The following is a 12,703-nucleotide window of genomic DNA, read 5'->3' as shown; positions in this document are numbered from 1 at the left end:
CAGGCAAGCCCAGCCCGGAAAAATCGAGGCCATCCGGCATTGGCCGATGCAACGCCGGCGGCGCCTGTGCCTGTCCCGACCGGATCAGCCCAGCGGGATCACGGTCAGAACCGCGTCCAGCGTCCTGCCGTACTGCGCGCAGAAGCGCTCGCAATGTTCGGCGAGCTTCGGCGCCAGGCCGGCCTTCCTGGCGAGCCCAAGCAGATGCAGCAGCGCCTCGGAAGGAACGAACCACAGGGCGCTCCCCGTCTCGTCGACCCACAGGATGGCGCCGGGTTCGGCCGTGGGCCGTACCGACGTGATCGCATCGATCTCTTCGGCATGGTGGGTGACCAGTTCCTCCAGCCAGAGGAGCTGGTTCTCGCGCAGCGCGAAGGTCTCCTTGTCGAGGCCGTGGACGGCGGCGAGGGCCTGGCCCGCGTGCTCGGCCAGTTCCTCCAGCATCTCGCTGTGCGAGAGAACGCCGGCCTGGTGGTCGCTGACCCACAGCCACGCCAGGACCCAGGCGCCGCCGTCGCCGACCGAGGTGGTCGTCTCGTCGTCGATCTCCACGTCGTCGTCCCATCGGATGGCCTCGCGGGCCGCAGTGACGTAGGGATCGTCATTGGGGACGGCCAGCGTCCTGATGCACTCGCCAATGGCCAGGCCATCGGTCCGCAGCGCCGCGAGGGCCGCGGCGCGATGGCTACCGGCGGTCTCGGGGCATGCGCATGCCGCTGACGGCGGTGCTGTGCCCGCAGGCACCTCGCGGGGCTCAGTGCCGGAAGCGCCCGGGTTCGATTCGGGATGGGTCATGGTGGCTCCTTGAAGAACGCGCGGGGCCACGCCGATCCCTTCGGGGAAGTGGCAGCTTCCCGCGGAAAGGGTAAGACGATCCCGCATGCGCAGGCACGCGGGACACAAAGAAACGGGCCATCCTGGAAAGGGATGCCGCGGGTCGGGTGTCGGGCCGTCCATCGGAAGGGCGGCGGGGTCGCACAACGGGCGGGAGTCCGTGGTCTCTGAGGGCTGCGATTCGCTGGATCGACCAGCGGGCTGGCAGCTTGCCCACGCCGGTGCATGGCACCGCAAGCGCGTTCACTCTATCACTGGCCACCACTTCCTTCAATCCTTACGCAGGGCCTCGCGGCTGGCGGACGCCCGCCACCACGCCCGGGCGATGCACGCCGGGTGGTCACGGCGGCGGCGCACTGTTTCAGCGGGACGAGCGCCGCGGCGTGCGGAAGGTGATCGACCACCGCAGCACCCTCACCGGCACTGCCCGCAGCGCTGGAGGGAGGGCGGGGAGCTGGGCCACGACTACGCCACGGTCGGCCTGACGCTGCGCAGCCACCCGCTGGCGCTGCTGCGCCCTGCCCTGGCCCGGCGCCAGTTGGCCAGGGCGGCCGACCTCGAGGACGTGCCCGACGGCCGTTTCGTGCGCTGCGCCGGCATCGGCACGGTGCGCCGGCAGCCGGAGGCGGCCAACGGCACCATCTTCGTCAGCCTCGAGGCCGAGACCGGCAACGTGCAGGTCACCGTGTGGAAGTCGCTGCGGGAAAAGCAGCGGCCCGAGGTGCTGCGCTCGCGCCTGGCCGCGGTGTACGGGAAATGGCAGCGCGAGGGCGACGTGAAGAACCTCGTCGCGCACCGGCTGGCCGACCTCACGCCGCTGCTGGGGCGGCTGGCGACGACGTCGCGGGATTTCCGTTGAAGGCCGCGCCGCATCGCCACCCGAACCGCCCGCGTACTGGGGCGGTTTCGCGGGCATGCGCGCTGCGCCGCGCCGCGTGCCGCCGGCGATGCCCACAATGACCTCGCGCGCTGTCTCCTTCAAGGAGGCGCCTCCCGGCCCTGGCCGGGCGCCGCAGACGTCACCTGCCCCGACCTGAGCGCGACCCGCGCTCGCCGACTCCCCTGGGAACACCGCTTCCCTGGGGAGGCGGGTGTTCCCCTTTTCACCTGGAGAACACCATGCCCACTCCCGACCATGCCGGTGCCGATGCGGCACCGGACCGAGACCCCTCCGACCTCGAAGAGGTCCTCGGCGACGACGACGCGCAGCTCGTCGTGGACGCCCTCTACCGCCTGCGCGCGGACAAGCTCGAAGCGCTGCAGAGCGTCCAGGCCGAAGGCCTGTGCCCCGGAGGCCGCCCCTTCGAGCCGCAGGACTTCGGCATCCCGCAGATGAACCGCCTGCTGGCCCGCCTGGGTGCGGAGCCAGTCGACGAGACCTCCCCAGCGACGGAGCACTGACATGGGCCCGACCCCCTACCGGTACCTCCCCCTCTGGGCCAAGGTGGCCATCGAGCGGCTGGACGCCTGCGCCGAGCTGCGCACCGAGGCGATGCTCGACGAATTGCTCGACGGCTACGCGAGGACCTACGGAGAAGCCGTCGATGCGCAGAACCGCGAATCGGCCCGGCACATCTGCCGCCGCCGCTTCCTGGGCTCGTACAGCGAGCCGCCCCAGAGCGAGCCCGTCCCGCCCGGCACCCTGCGACTGGTGCGACTCGCCCGGGAGGGCGCGCTGGGCATCGGAGACCTCGTCGCGACGCAACGGCTGGGCGAATGCGAGGTCGCCCGCGTCCACACGCCGAACGCGATCGAGGTGCGCGCACTGGCCACCGGCCGGCACTACCTGATCAGCGGCCTGCATTTCGGGCCGGACGCCCGCGTCGTGGACCCCGGGAAGCCTCCCGGCACGCCGCGCCCCTGAAGCCACATCCACCGGCGGGCAGGCATCGCCTGGCCGCCTTCCGTTGCAAGGAGTACCGCATGTCCATTCCCAGCGCCATCGAAGGCGCGATGAATCTCTGGAACTCGGTGGAGACGGCGCTTCGCGCCGCCAACCCCGGCGCCAGCCACGAAGCACTTTTCCAGGCCACGGCCGAGGCCATGAACCAGGCCCTCGGCCTGGGGTGGAACGGCACGCGCGTCGTGTTCGACGACGGCACCTACAGCGTGCGGGTCAGCCGCGTGCTGGCGACCATCGCGCAGGGGGGCGGCGCCCGGTTCAGCGTGCCCGCAGGCCACGCCTGGTTCGACCGGTGCGCGCAGGCACGCACCGCCCGCGCCGCCGAAGCCCTCTATGCCGAGCTGCTGGCGCTGTCGGGTCCCTGAGCGGTCTGCCGACGCCACCCCGCCCCGGCCGCTGCGCGTGCCGCGCCCCCGAGCGCTGCCGCCACGCGCAATGCCCCGTCTACGGGGGCCATTGCGCGGGCGAGCGGTGGGCGGCGGCTTCCTGCAGCGGCGGGAGCCGCCCACAATCTGCTGGTCCCTTGCTTCCGCGCCTTCCTGCGGAAGCCCTCCCGGCCGACGCCGGGCGCCGCAGGCGTTATCTGCACCAGAGACCGCGGGCGCATCGCGCCCTCTTTCCCACGGGAATGCTGCTTCCCGCTGGGGTCGCGGCGTTCCCTGCCCATCTGCAAGGAGAACTCCATGACCCATCCTGTCCACGGCCGGACTCCGGCCACGATGTCCTGAGCGGAGGCGAGCATGCCGCATGCCACCTTCCCGCCCTGCCCTGTCTGCCAGGGCGACGGCTGCCTCCTCGGATCGCTGGGGCGCAGCACCTGGTTCCGTTGCCGCCAGTGCGGCATGGTCTTCCGCCGCGCCCGCCGGGCCCGCGGCCCACGCACGCCGGCGCCCAAGGCGCAGGGAGGCGCGTCATGAGGACCGCGCTGTCCCGATCCCTGCTGCGCCACCTGGAGCCCCTGGCGGCGATCTCGATCGTCCACCTCAGCGGCCCGACACGCGAGCGGCTCGCCGAAGGCAGGCTGTCCATCGTCGCGTACCCCAACGACTACGGCGGCTTCGTCCACGTGGGCACCGAGGACACGACGCCGGAGGAGCCCGATCTGGCCGCCATCTTCCGCATCGCGCGGCCCGCCGGGGTCGTGTGGATCAAGTTCGACGCGGATGCGCCAGCCGTCGACGGCCTGCCGGCGTTCGACGGCGCGGAGGACGCGCCATGAGCCGCCACATCGCCCATCTGGAGCACCGCGGCCGCAAGGTCACCGTGGTGGCGGGCTACGACCGGCCGCTGCGCGAGCTGTTCCTGCAGGTCCTCTATGCCGACCTGCCGCCCTGGGAGGACGAGCAGTTCCTCTATGCCAGCCTCGACGATCCGGCCCACGACTGGACCGACATCAACACCGTGGCCGACAGGCTGGAAGCGCTCGGGATCGCGGTGCCGGTCGGCATGATCGAGAGCATCTTCCTCGACCAGTGCCGCAACATCGGCAACCTGGTCGTCGAGCACCACGGCGATCAGCCACCGACGGTGCTGGCGGCCGGGTGATCCGACGGCACCGGCCCGCATGCGCGGGCCGGTGCCGTTCCCATCCCCCCGCCTGCCACGGCGTCCATGCCCGGCGCCTGATCCGCCACCCTGAATCAGCGCGCGCGGGCGCCGTTTCCGGCCGCGAGCGCGGCCGCCCTCTCGCCAGCCTGCGCGGCCCCTGGCATGCTGAAGGCGCTTGTCGGGCCCGCGCCCGAGCACGCCTTGTGCGTTCCCGAGCACCTCGGGCGTTGCGGTCGTTACCCGCCTGGTGCACTGCACCGCTGCCCTCTGCATCGCCGCCCTCGGGCGGCCGATCGCCTGCCGGCCCCGCCGGCCCCAGCCACTGCGCCCGCGCCCAGCGCGGCGCCTCCCCCTTCTCAGCGGCCCTGTCCGCGCAAACGTGCCGTACCCGCTCGCGGGTCGCGGCCCATCTCGTTTTCAGAAAGGCCATCCCATGCCCAACATCACCGAAATCCTGTGCGCCATCGAGCGCCGCGCCGAGCGCGCCATCGTTCAAGAGCTGCGCGTGATGACGCAGGAGATCCTCGCGATGCGCACCCACCTGTCGCACGAGCACCGCGCGCACGCCGATGCGCTGCTGCTCAAGCTCGACCATCTGGAGCGCTGCCAGCACGTGGAGACCGCGCCCCTGGCCATGGCGGCGCCGGATGGCGCGCCCGTGGTCCGCGGCGGCCCGCCGCTGGACACGCTCACGGCGCTGCAGCCGAGCCACCACCTGGTCCATTTCTACAGCCATGACGTCGGCGAACTGGAGCGGGTCGAGCTCACCGAGACGCTCGCCCAGGCCGCGCAGCTGGTGCGTGGGCACCTGTGCGCGCAGCCCCGGCCCGTGTGGCAGGTGCTGCACCACGCCGCGGACGGCGAGCTGAGGTTCCTCGGCGGCGAGGACATGGTGCTCGCCAGCATCCTGCCGACCGAGCCCAGCACGCCCGAGGTGGAGAGCGCGGTCGAGCACGCCTGCGCGGCGCTGACCGCTGGCGATCCCACGGCGCTGCGGCGCCTGTTCGCCGACCCTGCGGCACGCCGTCCGGCGCGCCTGGTCGCCTGACACCGGCACCACGGCGCCACCATTCACCCACCCCGCGGGGCCCGTCCCGCGCAGGGCCGGGTTCCGCCTTCACCGGAGGAATCCACCATGGATGTGACGCTGAATGCCGATATGCAGCTGTACGTCATCCCGAGCGGCGACGGCTACAGCTGCCTGGGCTTCGACAATGCCCGCGGCCATGCCGACCTGATCGCCGAGCGGCTCGGCCGCCGGGATCTGGCTTTCGCGGAGGGCGAGCACGGAACGCTCGCCGGCTACGCCAGATACTGCACGGCTGTCCACGCCTGGGGGCGCTCGCCGCTGGCCGGGTGTACGTATTTCGGGCCGGGCACCGATCCTCAGGCGGCGCGCGTGCTGGAAGCCTGCCGCCGCGACGGCCGCAAGGTGCGGCTGATGCTCGGCGACACCGCCACCGGCCGGTGCTGGCTGGAGGAACACGGCGTCGTCGGCTGCATCGGCCGCTCCACCGGCACCCTCAAGGTGCCGCTGCTGGTCGAGCCGGGCGCCGGCGGCGGCGGGTCCATCCTGACCGATTGCCTGCTGCGCATCGTCGAGTGGGACACCGGCCGCGACCTCTACCGGCACCGCGCCTACCGCCTGCCGAAGCTGGCGCTGCGCCACACCCCCGAGGAGAAAGCGCGTGCCTGGCAGGTGCTGCAGGGCGGCACCGTCGCCGCCGCGTTTTCCGACGCGGGCCGGGCTGGCGCCTACCTCGCCTTCATGTGCGGCGAGACCGTGGAGCCGCGGATTTTTCAGTGAGGCGGCAACGGCGGCCCTGACGGGCCGTCCCGCCTTCCCTTCTTCCCGATGCCACCACCCCCTTGGCGGGCGGCGGCCTGGAGACACCATGTACGAGATCCCTTTCGAGACGCTCAAGGAGCGCGCCAAGTGCGCGCTGGACCAGCGGATCGCCCGTTGCGATCCCTCGCACGGCGCGGTCGGCTTCGATGGCGGCCGCGCCGTGCGCATGCTCATTCCCTACACGCTGCTGGAAGCCGAGGAACGCGCGGTGCTGAGGGCGCTCGCGGCAGAGAGCGCGCAACGCTCGCCCCTGGGGCAGCGGGCCCGATCGCAGGCGCTGGCCGGCCGGACCGACTGGTCGCAGTGGCTGCTGCACGTGCGGCGCCGTGGCCACCGCCTCATCGATCACTGGGACGTGCGCTGCGTGGCGCACCTCATCGCGCACTTTCCCGAGTGTGTGACGGAGCGCCAGCGGCGCTTCGCCATCGCCTGCCACGTGAACGACGGCGCCGAGGAATGGGTCGTCGCCTTCACGGAAGCGCCCGCGGCGCGGGACCGGCGATGAGCCGCGGTCCGAAGCCCGCGGCGGGCCCACCCGACCTCGGCTGGCGCGACGACGGGCTGTTCACGTTGTTCCTGCCGAACACGAAGGCCGGCGAGGACGCCTGGCGCGTGCTGACTGCGCACACCGAGGGCACCGGCAAGGTGTTCTCGCACCACGCGCCGGAGGTCATCCGCCAGCTTCGCGCCCAGGGATACACCGTCGCGCGGCTGCCCGCCGGCAGCGGCGGGCCTTCCAGGGACGACGCGCTGCTCGCCGGATTGCTGGGCACACCGCAGCCGCCGAGCCGGCCCTAGCCGCGCCACGGTGCGAAAAGCGGACAGCCGGGACACCCGGCCGCGTCCGCGCTCGCGCCACTGGCGCGCCCCCATCACGGCGCCTCGCCCCGAGGCGCCGCCACAGCGAGCCCGCCGTCAGGGCGGGCTCTTTCAATGACCCCCTGGGGCGCCGCCGTCCCGAGAGGAACGCGTGCGCCCCCTTCATTCGAGGAAACGACATGCAAGACAACGAGCAACGGGAGAGCGCCCCGCTCTCCGCACCGCAGCGCATCGCCGCCAACCGGGCGGCGATCTTCGACGCGCTGCGCGCCGACGGCGTCGCGCGCGCGGTGGCCAGCTACACCGGCTCCGGCGACAACGGCGGCCCGGAAGGCGTCCAATACGAGTTGCCGGACGGCAGGACGCTGGAGCCCATTCCCGAGGTCCTCCAGTACAGGGAGACCTGCGAATGGTCCGGCGGCACCTGGCAGATGACGGTGACGCTGAAGGACTGGCCCCTGGACGACGCCATCACGGACGTCGCCATGGAGCTTGTCGACGAGCACTTCGGCGGCTGGGAGAACGGCGACGGCGCCTCGGGCGAGGTCGTCTTCGACACGGCCGATGGCAGCGTGGTCATCGAGCACCGGGCGTACTTTACCGACTCCGACTACCAGGAGGTCCGGCTGTGAAGGCGCATGTCTCGCTGGCCTGCTGGCCGGGGATGCGCCACGAAGCGGCCGCGGCGCTCCTGCACGCTCCGATCGGCGAACCGCTATTCGGACCGCTGTCGGCCGAGCACGTCCAGCTGGTGCCGCAATCGACGGGCTGCCTGACCGAGGACCGGGCCGACGCGCTGCGCATGGCCCATCCGCGCACACGCTTCCGGCTGCACGCCAACGTACATGTCCTCGCGGACCGCCGCTTCGCCGACCTCAGCGGCTTCACGCTGCACGCCGATTGGTTCGTCCAGGCGGCGCGCATCAGCCGCAGGCTCGGGGCGCCCGCGTACACGGCGCACGCCGGCCGGCGCGCGCAAGCGACGCTGTCCATGGCGCTGGAGCACGCGCGCCGCTGCGCCGACCTGTTCGGCTGCCCGGTCGGCATCGAGGGCCACTACCCCACGCCGGGCGACACGTGGCTGGTCTCGAGCTGGTCCGAATACCGGGCGGTGTTCGAGTCGGGCGTGCCCTACGCGCTCGATCTGTCGCACCTGCACATCCTGGCGACTGCCACCGGACGCCATGAGCCGACGTTCGTGGCCGAGATGCTCGCCTGCGAGCGCTGCATCGAGGTCCACGTCAGCGACAACGACGGCCGCGGCGACTGGCACCAGGTCTGCACCGTGCCGTCCTGGTGGTACCCGCTGCTGATCCACATCCAACCCAGCGCGGTGGTGTTCTCAGAGGGAAACCACCGCAGAACGAGGAACACCCATGTCCACTGAATCCACAGAAGAGCAGCCCGCCTACCTCGCGGGCGCCGACGGCGCCGTGGCGCTCAATGCCGCCGGCATCGGGGCCGAAGCCCGCTACCGGGCGGCGCATGCCGATCGCGAGCGGCTCGACCGCAGCTGGGCGGGCGCCACGCTGGCGGCGCTCTTCCTCCAGCACGCCTGGCTCGACGCCGTCACGCTGTCGTTCGAGGTCACATCCGAGTACGACGACAGCGGGGGCTTCTACCGCTGCATCCGGTGCCAGGCCTCGGCGGTCCGCGCGGTTCCTGGGCTGAACGGACCAGAGGAGGCGTTCCCGGATGGTGAGTTCGACCTCGATGCCGCCAGCAGCCTCGTCGAGGAAGCGCTGGAAGACGGCGAATTCGACCTCTACACCGGTCTTGCCAAGTATCCCGAGGGGTTCGACACGCTCACCGTGTCGCTGGAGCGCGCGGCCATCGCCACGCTGCTTGAGCACTGCCCCTTCGACGGAGACCTCGCCTGCGCGGCCTGGGGATTGACGTAAGCCGGGCAAGGCGGGGGCAGCGACGGCGCCTTCAGTGCGTCCTCGCCCTCCCCTGCTGCGCGCATTCCGGCCGCCCGGCCGGAATGCGCCCTTACCTCCGGGCCGCCGTCGCCGATGCCGGCCGGCGGCCCGCCACTTCTTTCGGAGATATCCCATGACCTACCAGTTGATGACCATCGGCCCCTCGCCCTGCGAGGAGGCCTGCGCCCAGGTCGGCCGGGCCGACTACGACGAGCGCTCGCGGCGCGAGTGCCGGGTGTTCCTGCGCATGCTGGAGCGCCTGTACCCGCTGGCCGACGACGTGCCGGCCCGGTTCACAGTGCGGAGCTTTCCGCACGATTTCGGCGCCTACCGCGAGGTCTGCGTCCGCTACGACGACACCGATGCCCGCGCCTGCGACCACGCCTACGAGGTCGAGGGCAACACCCCGGCCGAATGGGACGCGATCGCGCGCTATGAACTGCTCTGGATCGAGCGGCACGACCTGCTCCAGCGCGCCGTGCAACGCGGCGAGATGCTGCCGCAGGAGGTGCCCGAGCAGTACCGCCGGGATGAGGCTCCGGCGCTGCCCACGCAACTGAGTTTCGCCGAGCTGCTCGCGGCGTTCCCGCTGTAGCCCGGAGCACGCGAGCGGCGGGGCGCTGCGCCGCCGGGCATCACCCAGGCGGCATGTTCCCATGAGCCACCAGGCAGGCTTCCTCCGGAGCGCCTGCCTCTTCGACGCGGAGGCGGCCGGTTTGTCCCTGGCGGACACCGCCGCCTGGCCCTTTCAGGCCGCCTGAAGCCTGGATGAACGCACCGGCCGCTGGGACGCGCCGACGATCTTCGGCGCAAGCATGCGGCGCCTGGCCCGGCCGGGCGCTGCCGAGGCGCCATCCCCGGGTCCCGCCGGGATCACCGGCGGATGTCCGCGGGCGGCGCGGTGAATTGCGTGTCGATCAAGCGCCAGGCGTCCTGTGCCAGCGGCGCCGCGCTTTCCTCGAGGATATGCGCGACCAGTCCGCCGCAGCGCCCGATCAGCGCAAGGCACGTCGCGAGCCGTGGCTCGAGCCCCATGCCCAGGACGCACAGCGCCGTCCCGCCGGCCGCGTTCAGCGGCAGGCGCCGGCCCTGCCGCTCGAGTTCCTGCACGATGGCGTCGGCCAGGCGCCATGCCTTGCCGTGGAAGCCGTTCTCCTGCGCGATGCGCCGCAGCGCGGGGACGCGGGGATCGCCCTCGGTGTGCACCGGATGGCCAAAGCCGACAAACCGGGTTCCCGCCGAAGGTGCGGCCAGTTCGCGCGCGAGCCGGGCGTAGGCTTCAGGGCCGTTGCCGTCGGTCAGGCCCGCCGTCCAGCCGGCGAACTGCTCGGCCGCCAGCGACGCCGGGCCCAGGAAGCGGGAGCCCGCGCCCAGCAGCCCCGCCGCGACGGCGCCAGCCAGCGACTCGGGTGCGCCGAGATAGGCCATCCGGGCGGCGATGGCCGGCGGGGTCAGGCCATGGTCCAGGGCCACCACGAGGATGGCGTCGATCATCCGCTTCTCCTCGGCGCGCGGCCTGCGGCCCAGCACGCACAGGACCAGCGCCTCCACGAAGTCCATCTTGCCGAGGACCTCGTGCGCCAGGTCATGGCCGCGCAGCGTGACCGTGTGGGTGCTCGCGTGGCCGATGGCTGTCACGTTCATGGCGGATACCTTCCTTTTTGTCTTTCGCGTCGCTCACGGCAGCAGGACGATCTTGCCCAGGTGCAGGTTGCCGCGCATGAACTCCTGGGCCTGCAGCGCCTCGTCCAGGGGGAACGTCCTGGAGATCACGGGGCGCAGCGTGCCGTCCGCGAGGCGCGGCCCAAGCTCCGCCTCGAACCGCCGGCACACCTGCGCCCGCTCCGCGAGGCTGCGGCTGCGGAAGGACACGCCGATCAGCTGCAGCCGGCGCAAAGCGAGCAGGTTCAGGTCGAGCGTGTCCTCGGTGCCGCCCAGCATGCCGAGCACCACGATGCGCCCGCGAACCGCCGCCGCGGCCAGATTCTGGGCGAGCACGCCGCCGCCGATCGCATCCAGGATCAGCGCCGTCCCCTGCCCGCCGGTCTTCTCCAGGACGGCGCGCGAGAAGTCGGGCGCCCGCGCCAGGTCCACGATCTCCTGCAGGCCGTGCGCGCGCAGCGGCTCGGCCCTGTCGGCACGGCGCGTCGAGCCCATGACGAGGCCCGCGCCGAGCACCCGCGCGATCTGCACCGCGGCGATTCCCACGCCGGAGGTCACGGAGTGGATGAGGACCGATTCGCCGCCGGCCAGGTGGCCGGCGCTGCGCAGCGCGTCGTGCGCCGTCAGGTAGCTCACCGGCACGGCTGCGGCGTCGAGCAGCGGCAGCGCGTCCGGCACCCTCAGGGCCACGTCTTCGTCTACGCACACCTGTTCGGCGTAGCTGCCGTCGGCCAAGGCCATGACGCGGTCGCCGGGCGCGAAGCGCGTCACCCCCGGGCCCAGCGCGATGACTTCGCCGCTCATCTCGTTGCCCGCGATGTGGACTGGACGCGGCGCATAGTGCTTCTGCGTACGGCTCAGGTCCGAGCGGTTCAGGGCCGCGGCATGGACGTGCACCAGCACCTGGCCCGGCCCGGGCACCGGCGCGGCCACCTCCCGCACCTGCAGCGTCTTGCCTTGCGGCGAATCGACCACCACGACGGCTTTCATCGGCGCGCCTCCCGGCCGCCGGCGGCGAAGGAACTAGAACGCATGGGTGATCCCGATGCCGATGTTCTTGGCGGTGGGGTTGCCCGCGGGAACCGCGTTCGCCGGACGCGGCGCGGGCCCGGTCGACAGCACGTACTGGGAGCCGTTGCGGTTGCGCACCGCCCCGACGGATCCCCACAGCGTGGTGCGCTTGGACAGTGCGTACTCCGCGCCGAGCGCCAGCCACGGCACATCCCTGTTGCCCACCGGCGCCGCGTAGTCGCTGCGGTCGCGCAGGTAGAACACCTCGCCGATCAGCGTCCAGGCACCCACCGGCGCGCGCACCCCCAGGTTCAGCAGCGTGAAGTCGCCCGCGCCGCGGGCGGTCAGCCCCTCCATGCGCTCCAGCACGCCGGTGCAGGTGAGGCAGTCGTTCTTCTCGCGCGTGTACCCGGCGAAGACCTTTGCGAAGCCCGCGTCGTAGCTGCCGCCCACCATCAGGCCGCGCGCCGCGCCCACCCGGTCCGTGCTGCCGGCGCCGCGCTGCTTGGCCACCGAGACGAGGACGTTCCAGGGGCGTGCGTTGTACTGCAGCGTGGCCCCGACCATGCTGCCCTGCGTGGTGCTCTTCTCGCCGGCGGATCCGTGCAGTTGGAGCTGCACGCCGCCCCAGGACGGCGAGGTGTAGTGCACTGCGTTGTCGGAGCGGGCCGCGGCGATCAGGTGCAGCGGGTACTTGTCGCTCGTCGCGGTGCTCCTCGTGATCGCCGACACCGAGCCCGACTGGCCGGCCTGGAATGCATTGACCGAAAGCGATGCCACATAGAAGGTGCTGCCCATGCGGCCGAGGCGGATCGTGCCCCAGTCCTTGGAGGAAAGCCCCACCGTGGCCTCCCGCCCGAACGCGCGGCCGCCCTGGGCGAACGTGCCGGTGTCGGCGTTGATGCCGCTTTCGAGGCGGAACACCGCCGACAGGCCGCCGCCGAGGTCCTCGGTTCCGCGGAATCCCAGCCGCGAGCCGACCAGCCCGCCGGACAGCTGACGCACCTGGCTGAACGATCCGGCCTTGCCGTAGTCCATGCCGACGTCGAGCACGCCGTAGACCACCACGTTGGTCTGCGCGTGGGAGTGGGAGGCGGCCAGGGCAAAGCAAGCCCCCGCCGCCGCGATGGCGTGTTTCATGGTTGTCTCCTCTTG

17 protein-coding genes and 1 pseudogene are annotated in these 12,703 nt (G+C 72.0%); 14 read left to right on the top strand and 4 right to left on the bottom strand.

The features are described from left to right. Nucleotides 1-84: 84 nt before the first annotated feature. The gene (locus GWK50_RS06795; RefSeq protein ID WP_059400410.1) at nt 85-795 is read right to left on the bottom strand and encodes a hypothetical protein; all 711 of its coding nucleotides are present in this window, start codon (nt 793-795) and stop codon (nt 85-87) included. Between the two features lie 481 nt (nt 796-1,276). Here GWK50_RS06795 and GWK50_RS06790 point away from each other — a divergent pair. From GWK50_RS06790 to GWK50_RS06725, 14 genes and pseudogenes are all read left to right on the top strand, one after another. After that, nucleotides 1,277-1,693: pseudogene (locus tag GWK50_RS06790) on the top strand (error-prone DNA polymerase); the annotation flags it as partial. Between the two features lie 260 nt (nt 1,694-1,953). Beyond that, nucleotides 1,954-2,235 carry a hypothetical protein gene (locus tag GWK50_RS06785; RefSeq protein ID WP_059400408.1) on the top strand — a complete coding sequence of 94 codons (282 nt, stop codon included), beginning with the start codon at nt 1,954-1,956 and terminating at the stop codon, nt 2,233-2,235. 1 nt (nt 2,236) lies between these two features. Then, nucleotides 2,237-2,698, top strand: coding sequence for a hypothetical protein (locus GWK50_RS06780; protein ID WP_059400407.1), 462 nt, complete (start codon nt 2,237-2,239; stop codon nt 2,696-2,698). A gap of 59 nt (nt 2,699-2,757) precedes the next feature. Next, on the top strand, nt 2,758-3,102 hold the full coding sequence (locus tag GWK50_RS06775; protein ID WP_059400406.1) for a hypothetical protein: 345 nt from the start codon (nt 2,758-2,760) through the stop codon (nt 3,100-3,102). A 548-nt stretch (nt 3,103-3,650) separates the two neighbouring features. After that, complete coding sequence (locus GWK50_RS06770) at nt 3,651-3,956, top strand: hypothetical protein (protein WP_059400405.1); 306 nt, start codon at nt 3,651-3,653, stop codon at nt 3,954-3,956. Then, nucleotides 3,953-4,282, top strand: coding sequence for a hypothetical protein (locus GWK50_RS06765; protein WP_059400404.1), 330 nt, complete (start codon nt 3,953-3,955; stop codon nt 4,280-4,282). The genes GWK50_RS06770 and GWK50_RS06765 overlap by 4 nt, the downstream gene beginning before the upstream one ends. A gap of 436 nt (nt 4,283-4,718) precedes the next feature. Beyond that, nucleotides 4,719-5,333 carry a hypothetical protein gene (locus GWK50_RS06760; protein WP_059400403.1) on the top strand — a complete coding sequence of 205 codons (615 nt, stop codon included), beginning with the start codon at nt 4,719-4,721 and terminating at the stop codon, nt 5,331-5,333. 87 nt (nt 5,334-5,420) lie between these two features. Continuing rightward, a complete protein-coding gene (locus tag GWK50_RS06755) occupies nt 5,421-6,092 on the top strand; it encodes a hypothetical protein (RefSeq protein WP_059400402.1) in 672 nt (223 codons plus the stop codon). Between the two features lie 88 nt (nt 6,093-6,180). Beyond that, a complete protein-coding gene (locus GWK50_RS06750; protein WP_059400401.1) occupies nt 6,181-6,639 on the top strand; it encodes a hypothetical protein in 459 nt (152 codons plus the stop codon). After that, a complete protein-coding gene (locus GWK50_RS06745; protein ID WP_059400400.1) occupies nt 6,636-6,932 on the top strand; it encodes a hypothetical protein in 297 nt (98 codons plus the stop codon). Before GWK50_RS06750 ends, GWK50_RS06745 begins: the two co-directional genes overlap by 4 nt. Before the next feature lie 200 nt (nt 6,933-7,132). Further along, on the top strand, nt 7,133-7,585 hold the full coding sequence (locus GWK50_RS06740) for a DUF6878 family protein (protein ID WP_059400399.1): 453 nt from the start codon (nt 7,133-7,135) through the stop codon (nt 7,583-7,585). Next, nucleotides 7,582-8,340 carry a hypothetical protein gene (locus GWK50_RS06735; RefSeq protein ID WP_059400398.1) on the top strand — a complete coding sequence of 253 codons (759 nt, stop codon included), beginning with the start codon at nt 7,582-7,584 and terminating at the stop codon, nt 8,338-8,340. Before GWK50_RS06740 ends, GWK50_RS06735 begins: the two co-directional genes overlap by 4 nt. After that, on the top strand, nt 8,330-8,854 hold the full coding sequence (locus GWK50_RS06730; RefSeq protein WP_059400397.1) for a hypothetical protein: 525 nt from the start codon (nt 8,330-8,332) through the stop codon (nt 8,852-8,854). The genes GWK50_RS06735 and GWK50_RS06730 overlap by 11 nt, the downstream gene beginning before the upstream one ends. Nucleotides 8,855-9,008: 154 nt before the next feature. Continuing rightward, nucleotides 9,009-9,470, top strand: a complete 462-nt coding sequence (locus tag GWK50_RS06725) for a hypothetical protein (RefSeq protein ID WP_059400396.1) — start codon at nt 9,009-9,011, stop codon at nt 9,468-9,470. 278 nt (nt 9,471-9,748) lie between these two features. Here GWK50_RS06725 and GWK50_RS06720 read toward each other — a convergent pair whose 3' ends face one another. From GWK50_RS06720 to GWK50_RS06710, 3 genes are read right to left on the bottom strand one after another with little or no spacing between them, the layout of a single operon-like run. Next, nucleotides 9,749-10,519 carry a citryl-CoA lyase gene (locus tag GWK50_RS06720; protein WP_059400395.1) on the bottom strand — a complete coding sequence of 257 codons (771 nt, stop codon included), beginning with the start codon at nt 10,517-10,519 and terminating at the stop codon, nt 9,749-9,751. Nucleotides 10,520-10,552: 33 nt separating this feature from the next. After that, nucleotides 10,553-11,527: a zinc-binding dehydrogenase gene (locus GWK50_RS06715; protein ID WP_059400394.1), complete on the bottom strand. Its 975-nt coding sequence runs from the start codon at nt 11,525-11,527 to the stop codon at nt 10,553-10,555. A 33-nt stretch (nt 11,528-11,560) separates the two neighbouring features. Further along, nucleotides 11,561-12,688, bottom strand: a complete 1,128-nt coding sequence (locus GWK50_RS06710; protein ID WP_059400393.1) for a porin — start codon at nt 12,686-12,688, stop codon at nt 11,561-11,563. Between the last annotated feature and the right edge of the window lie 15 nt (nt 12,689-12,703).

It is taken from the genome of Acidovorax sp. 210-6 (assembly GCF_010020825.1).
Lineage (GTDB): Bacteria > Pseudomonadota > Gammaproteobacteria > Burkholderiales > Burkholderiaceae_C > Simplicispira > Simplicispira sedimenti.
This window is presented reverse-complemented; position numbering and strand designations above follow the sequence as displayed.

Coding starts and splice junctions, on each gene's coding strand:
- GWK50_RS06795 (WP_059400410.1), bottom strand. CDS start 795: ATGACCCATCCCGAATCGAACCCGGGCGCTTCCGGCACTGAGCCCCGC.
- GWK50_RS06785 (WP_059400408.1), top strand. CDS start 1,954: ATGCCCACTCCCGACCATGCCGGTGCCGATGCGGCACCGGACCGAGAC.
- GWK50_RS06780 (WP_059400407.1), top strand. CDS start 2,237: ATGGGCCCGACCCCCTACCGGTACCTCCCCCTCTGGGCCAAGGTGGCC.
- GWK50_RS06775 (WP_059400406.1), top strand. CDS start 2,758: ATGTCCATTCCCAGCGCCATCGAAGGCGCGATGAATCTCTGGAACTCG.
- GWK50_RS06770 (WP_059400405.1), top strand. CDS start 3,651: ATGAGGACCGCGCTGTCCCGATCCCTGCTGCGCCACCTGGAGCCCCTG.
- GWK50_RS06765 (WP_059400404.1), top strand. CDS start 3,953: ATGAGCCGCCACATCGCCCATCTGGAGCACCGCGGCCGCAAGGTCACC.
- GWK50_RS06760 (WP_059400403.1), top strand. CDS start 4,719: ATGCCCAACATCACCGAAATCCTGTGCGCCATCGAGCGCCGCGCCGAG.
- GWK50_RS06755 (WP_059400402.1), top strand. CDS start 5,421: ATGGATGTGACGCTGAATGCCGATATGCAGCTGTACGTCATCCCGAGC.
- GWK50_RS06750 (WP_059400401.1), top strand. CDS start 6,181: ATGTACGAGATCCCTTTCGAGACGCTCAAGGAGCGCGCCAAGTGCGCG.
- GWK50_RS06745 (WP_059400400.1), top strand. CDS start 6,636: ATGAGCCGCGGTCCGAAGCCCGCGGCGGGCCCACCCGACCTCGGCTGG.
- GWK50_RS06740 (WP_059400399.1), top strand. CDS start 7,133: ATGCAAGACAACGAGCAACGGGAGAGCGCCCCGCTCTCCGCACCGCAG.
- GWK50_RS06730 (WP_059400397.1), top strand. CDS start 8,330: ATGTCCACTGAATCCACAGAAGAGCAGCCCGCCTACCTCGCGGGCGCC.
- GWK50_RS06725 (WP_059400396.1), top strand. CDS start 9,009: ATGACCTACCAGTTGATGACCATCGGCCCCTCGCCCTGCGAGGAGGCC.
- GWK50_RS06720 (WP_059400395.1), bottom strand. CDS start 10,519: ATGAACGTGACAGCCATCGGCCACGCGAGCACCCACACGGTCACGCTG.
- GWK50_RS06715 (WP_059400394.1), bottom strand. CDS start 11,527: ATGAAAGCCGTCGTGGTGGTCGATTCGCCGCAAGGCAAGACGCTGCAG.
- GWK50_RS06710 (WP_059400393.1), bottom strand. CDS start 12,688: ATGAAACACGCCATCGCGGCGGCGGGGGCTTGCTTTGCCCTGGCCGCC.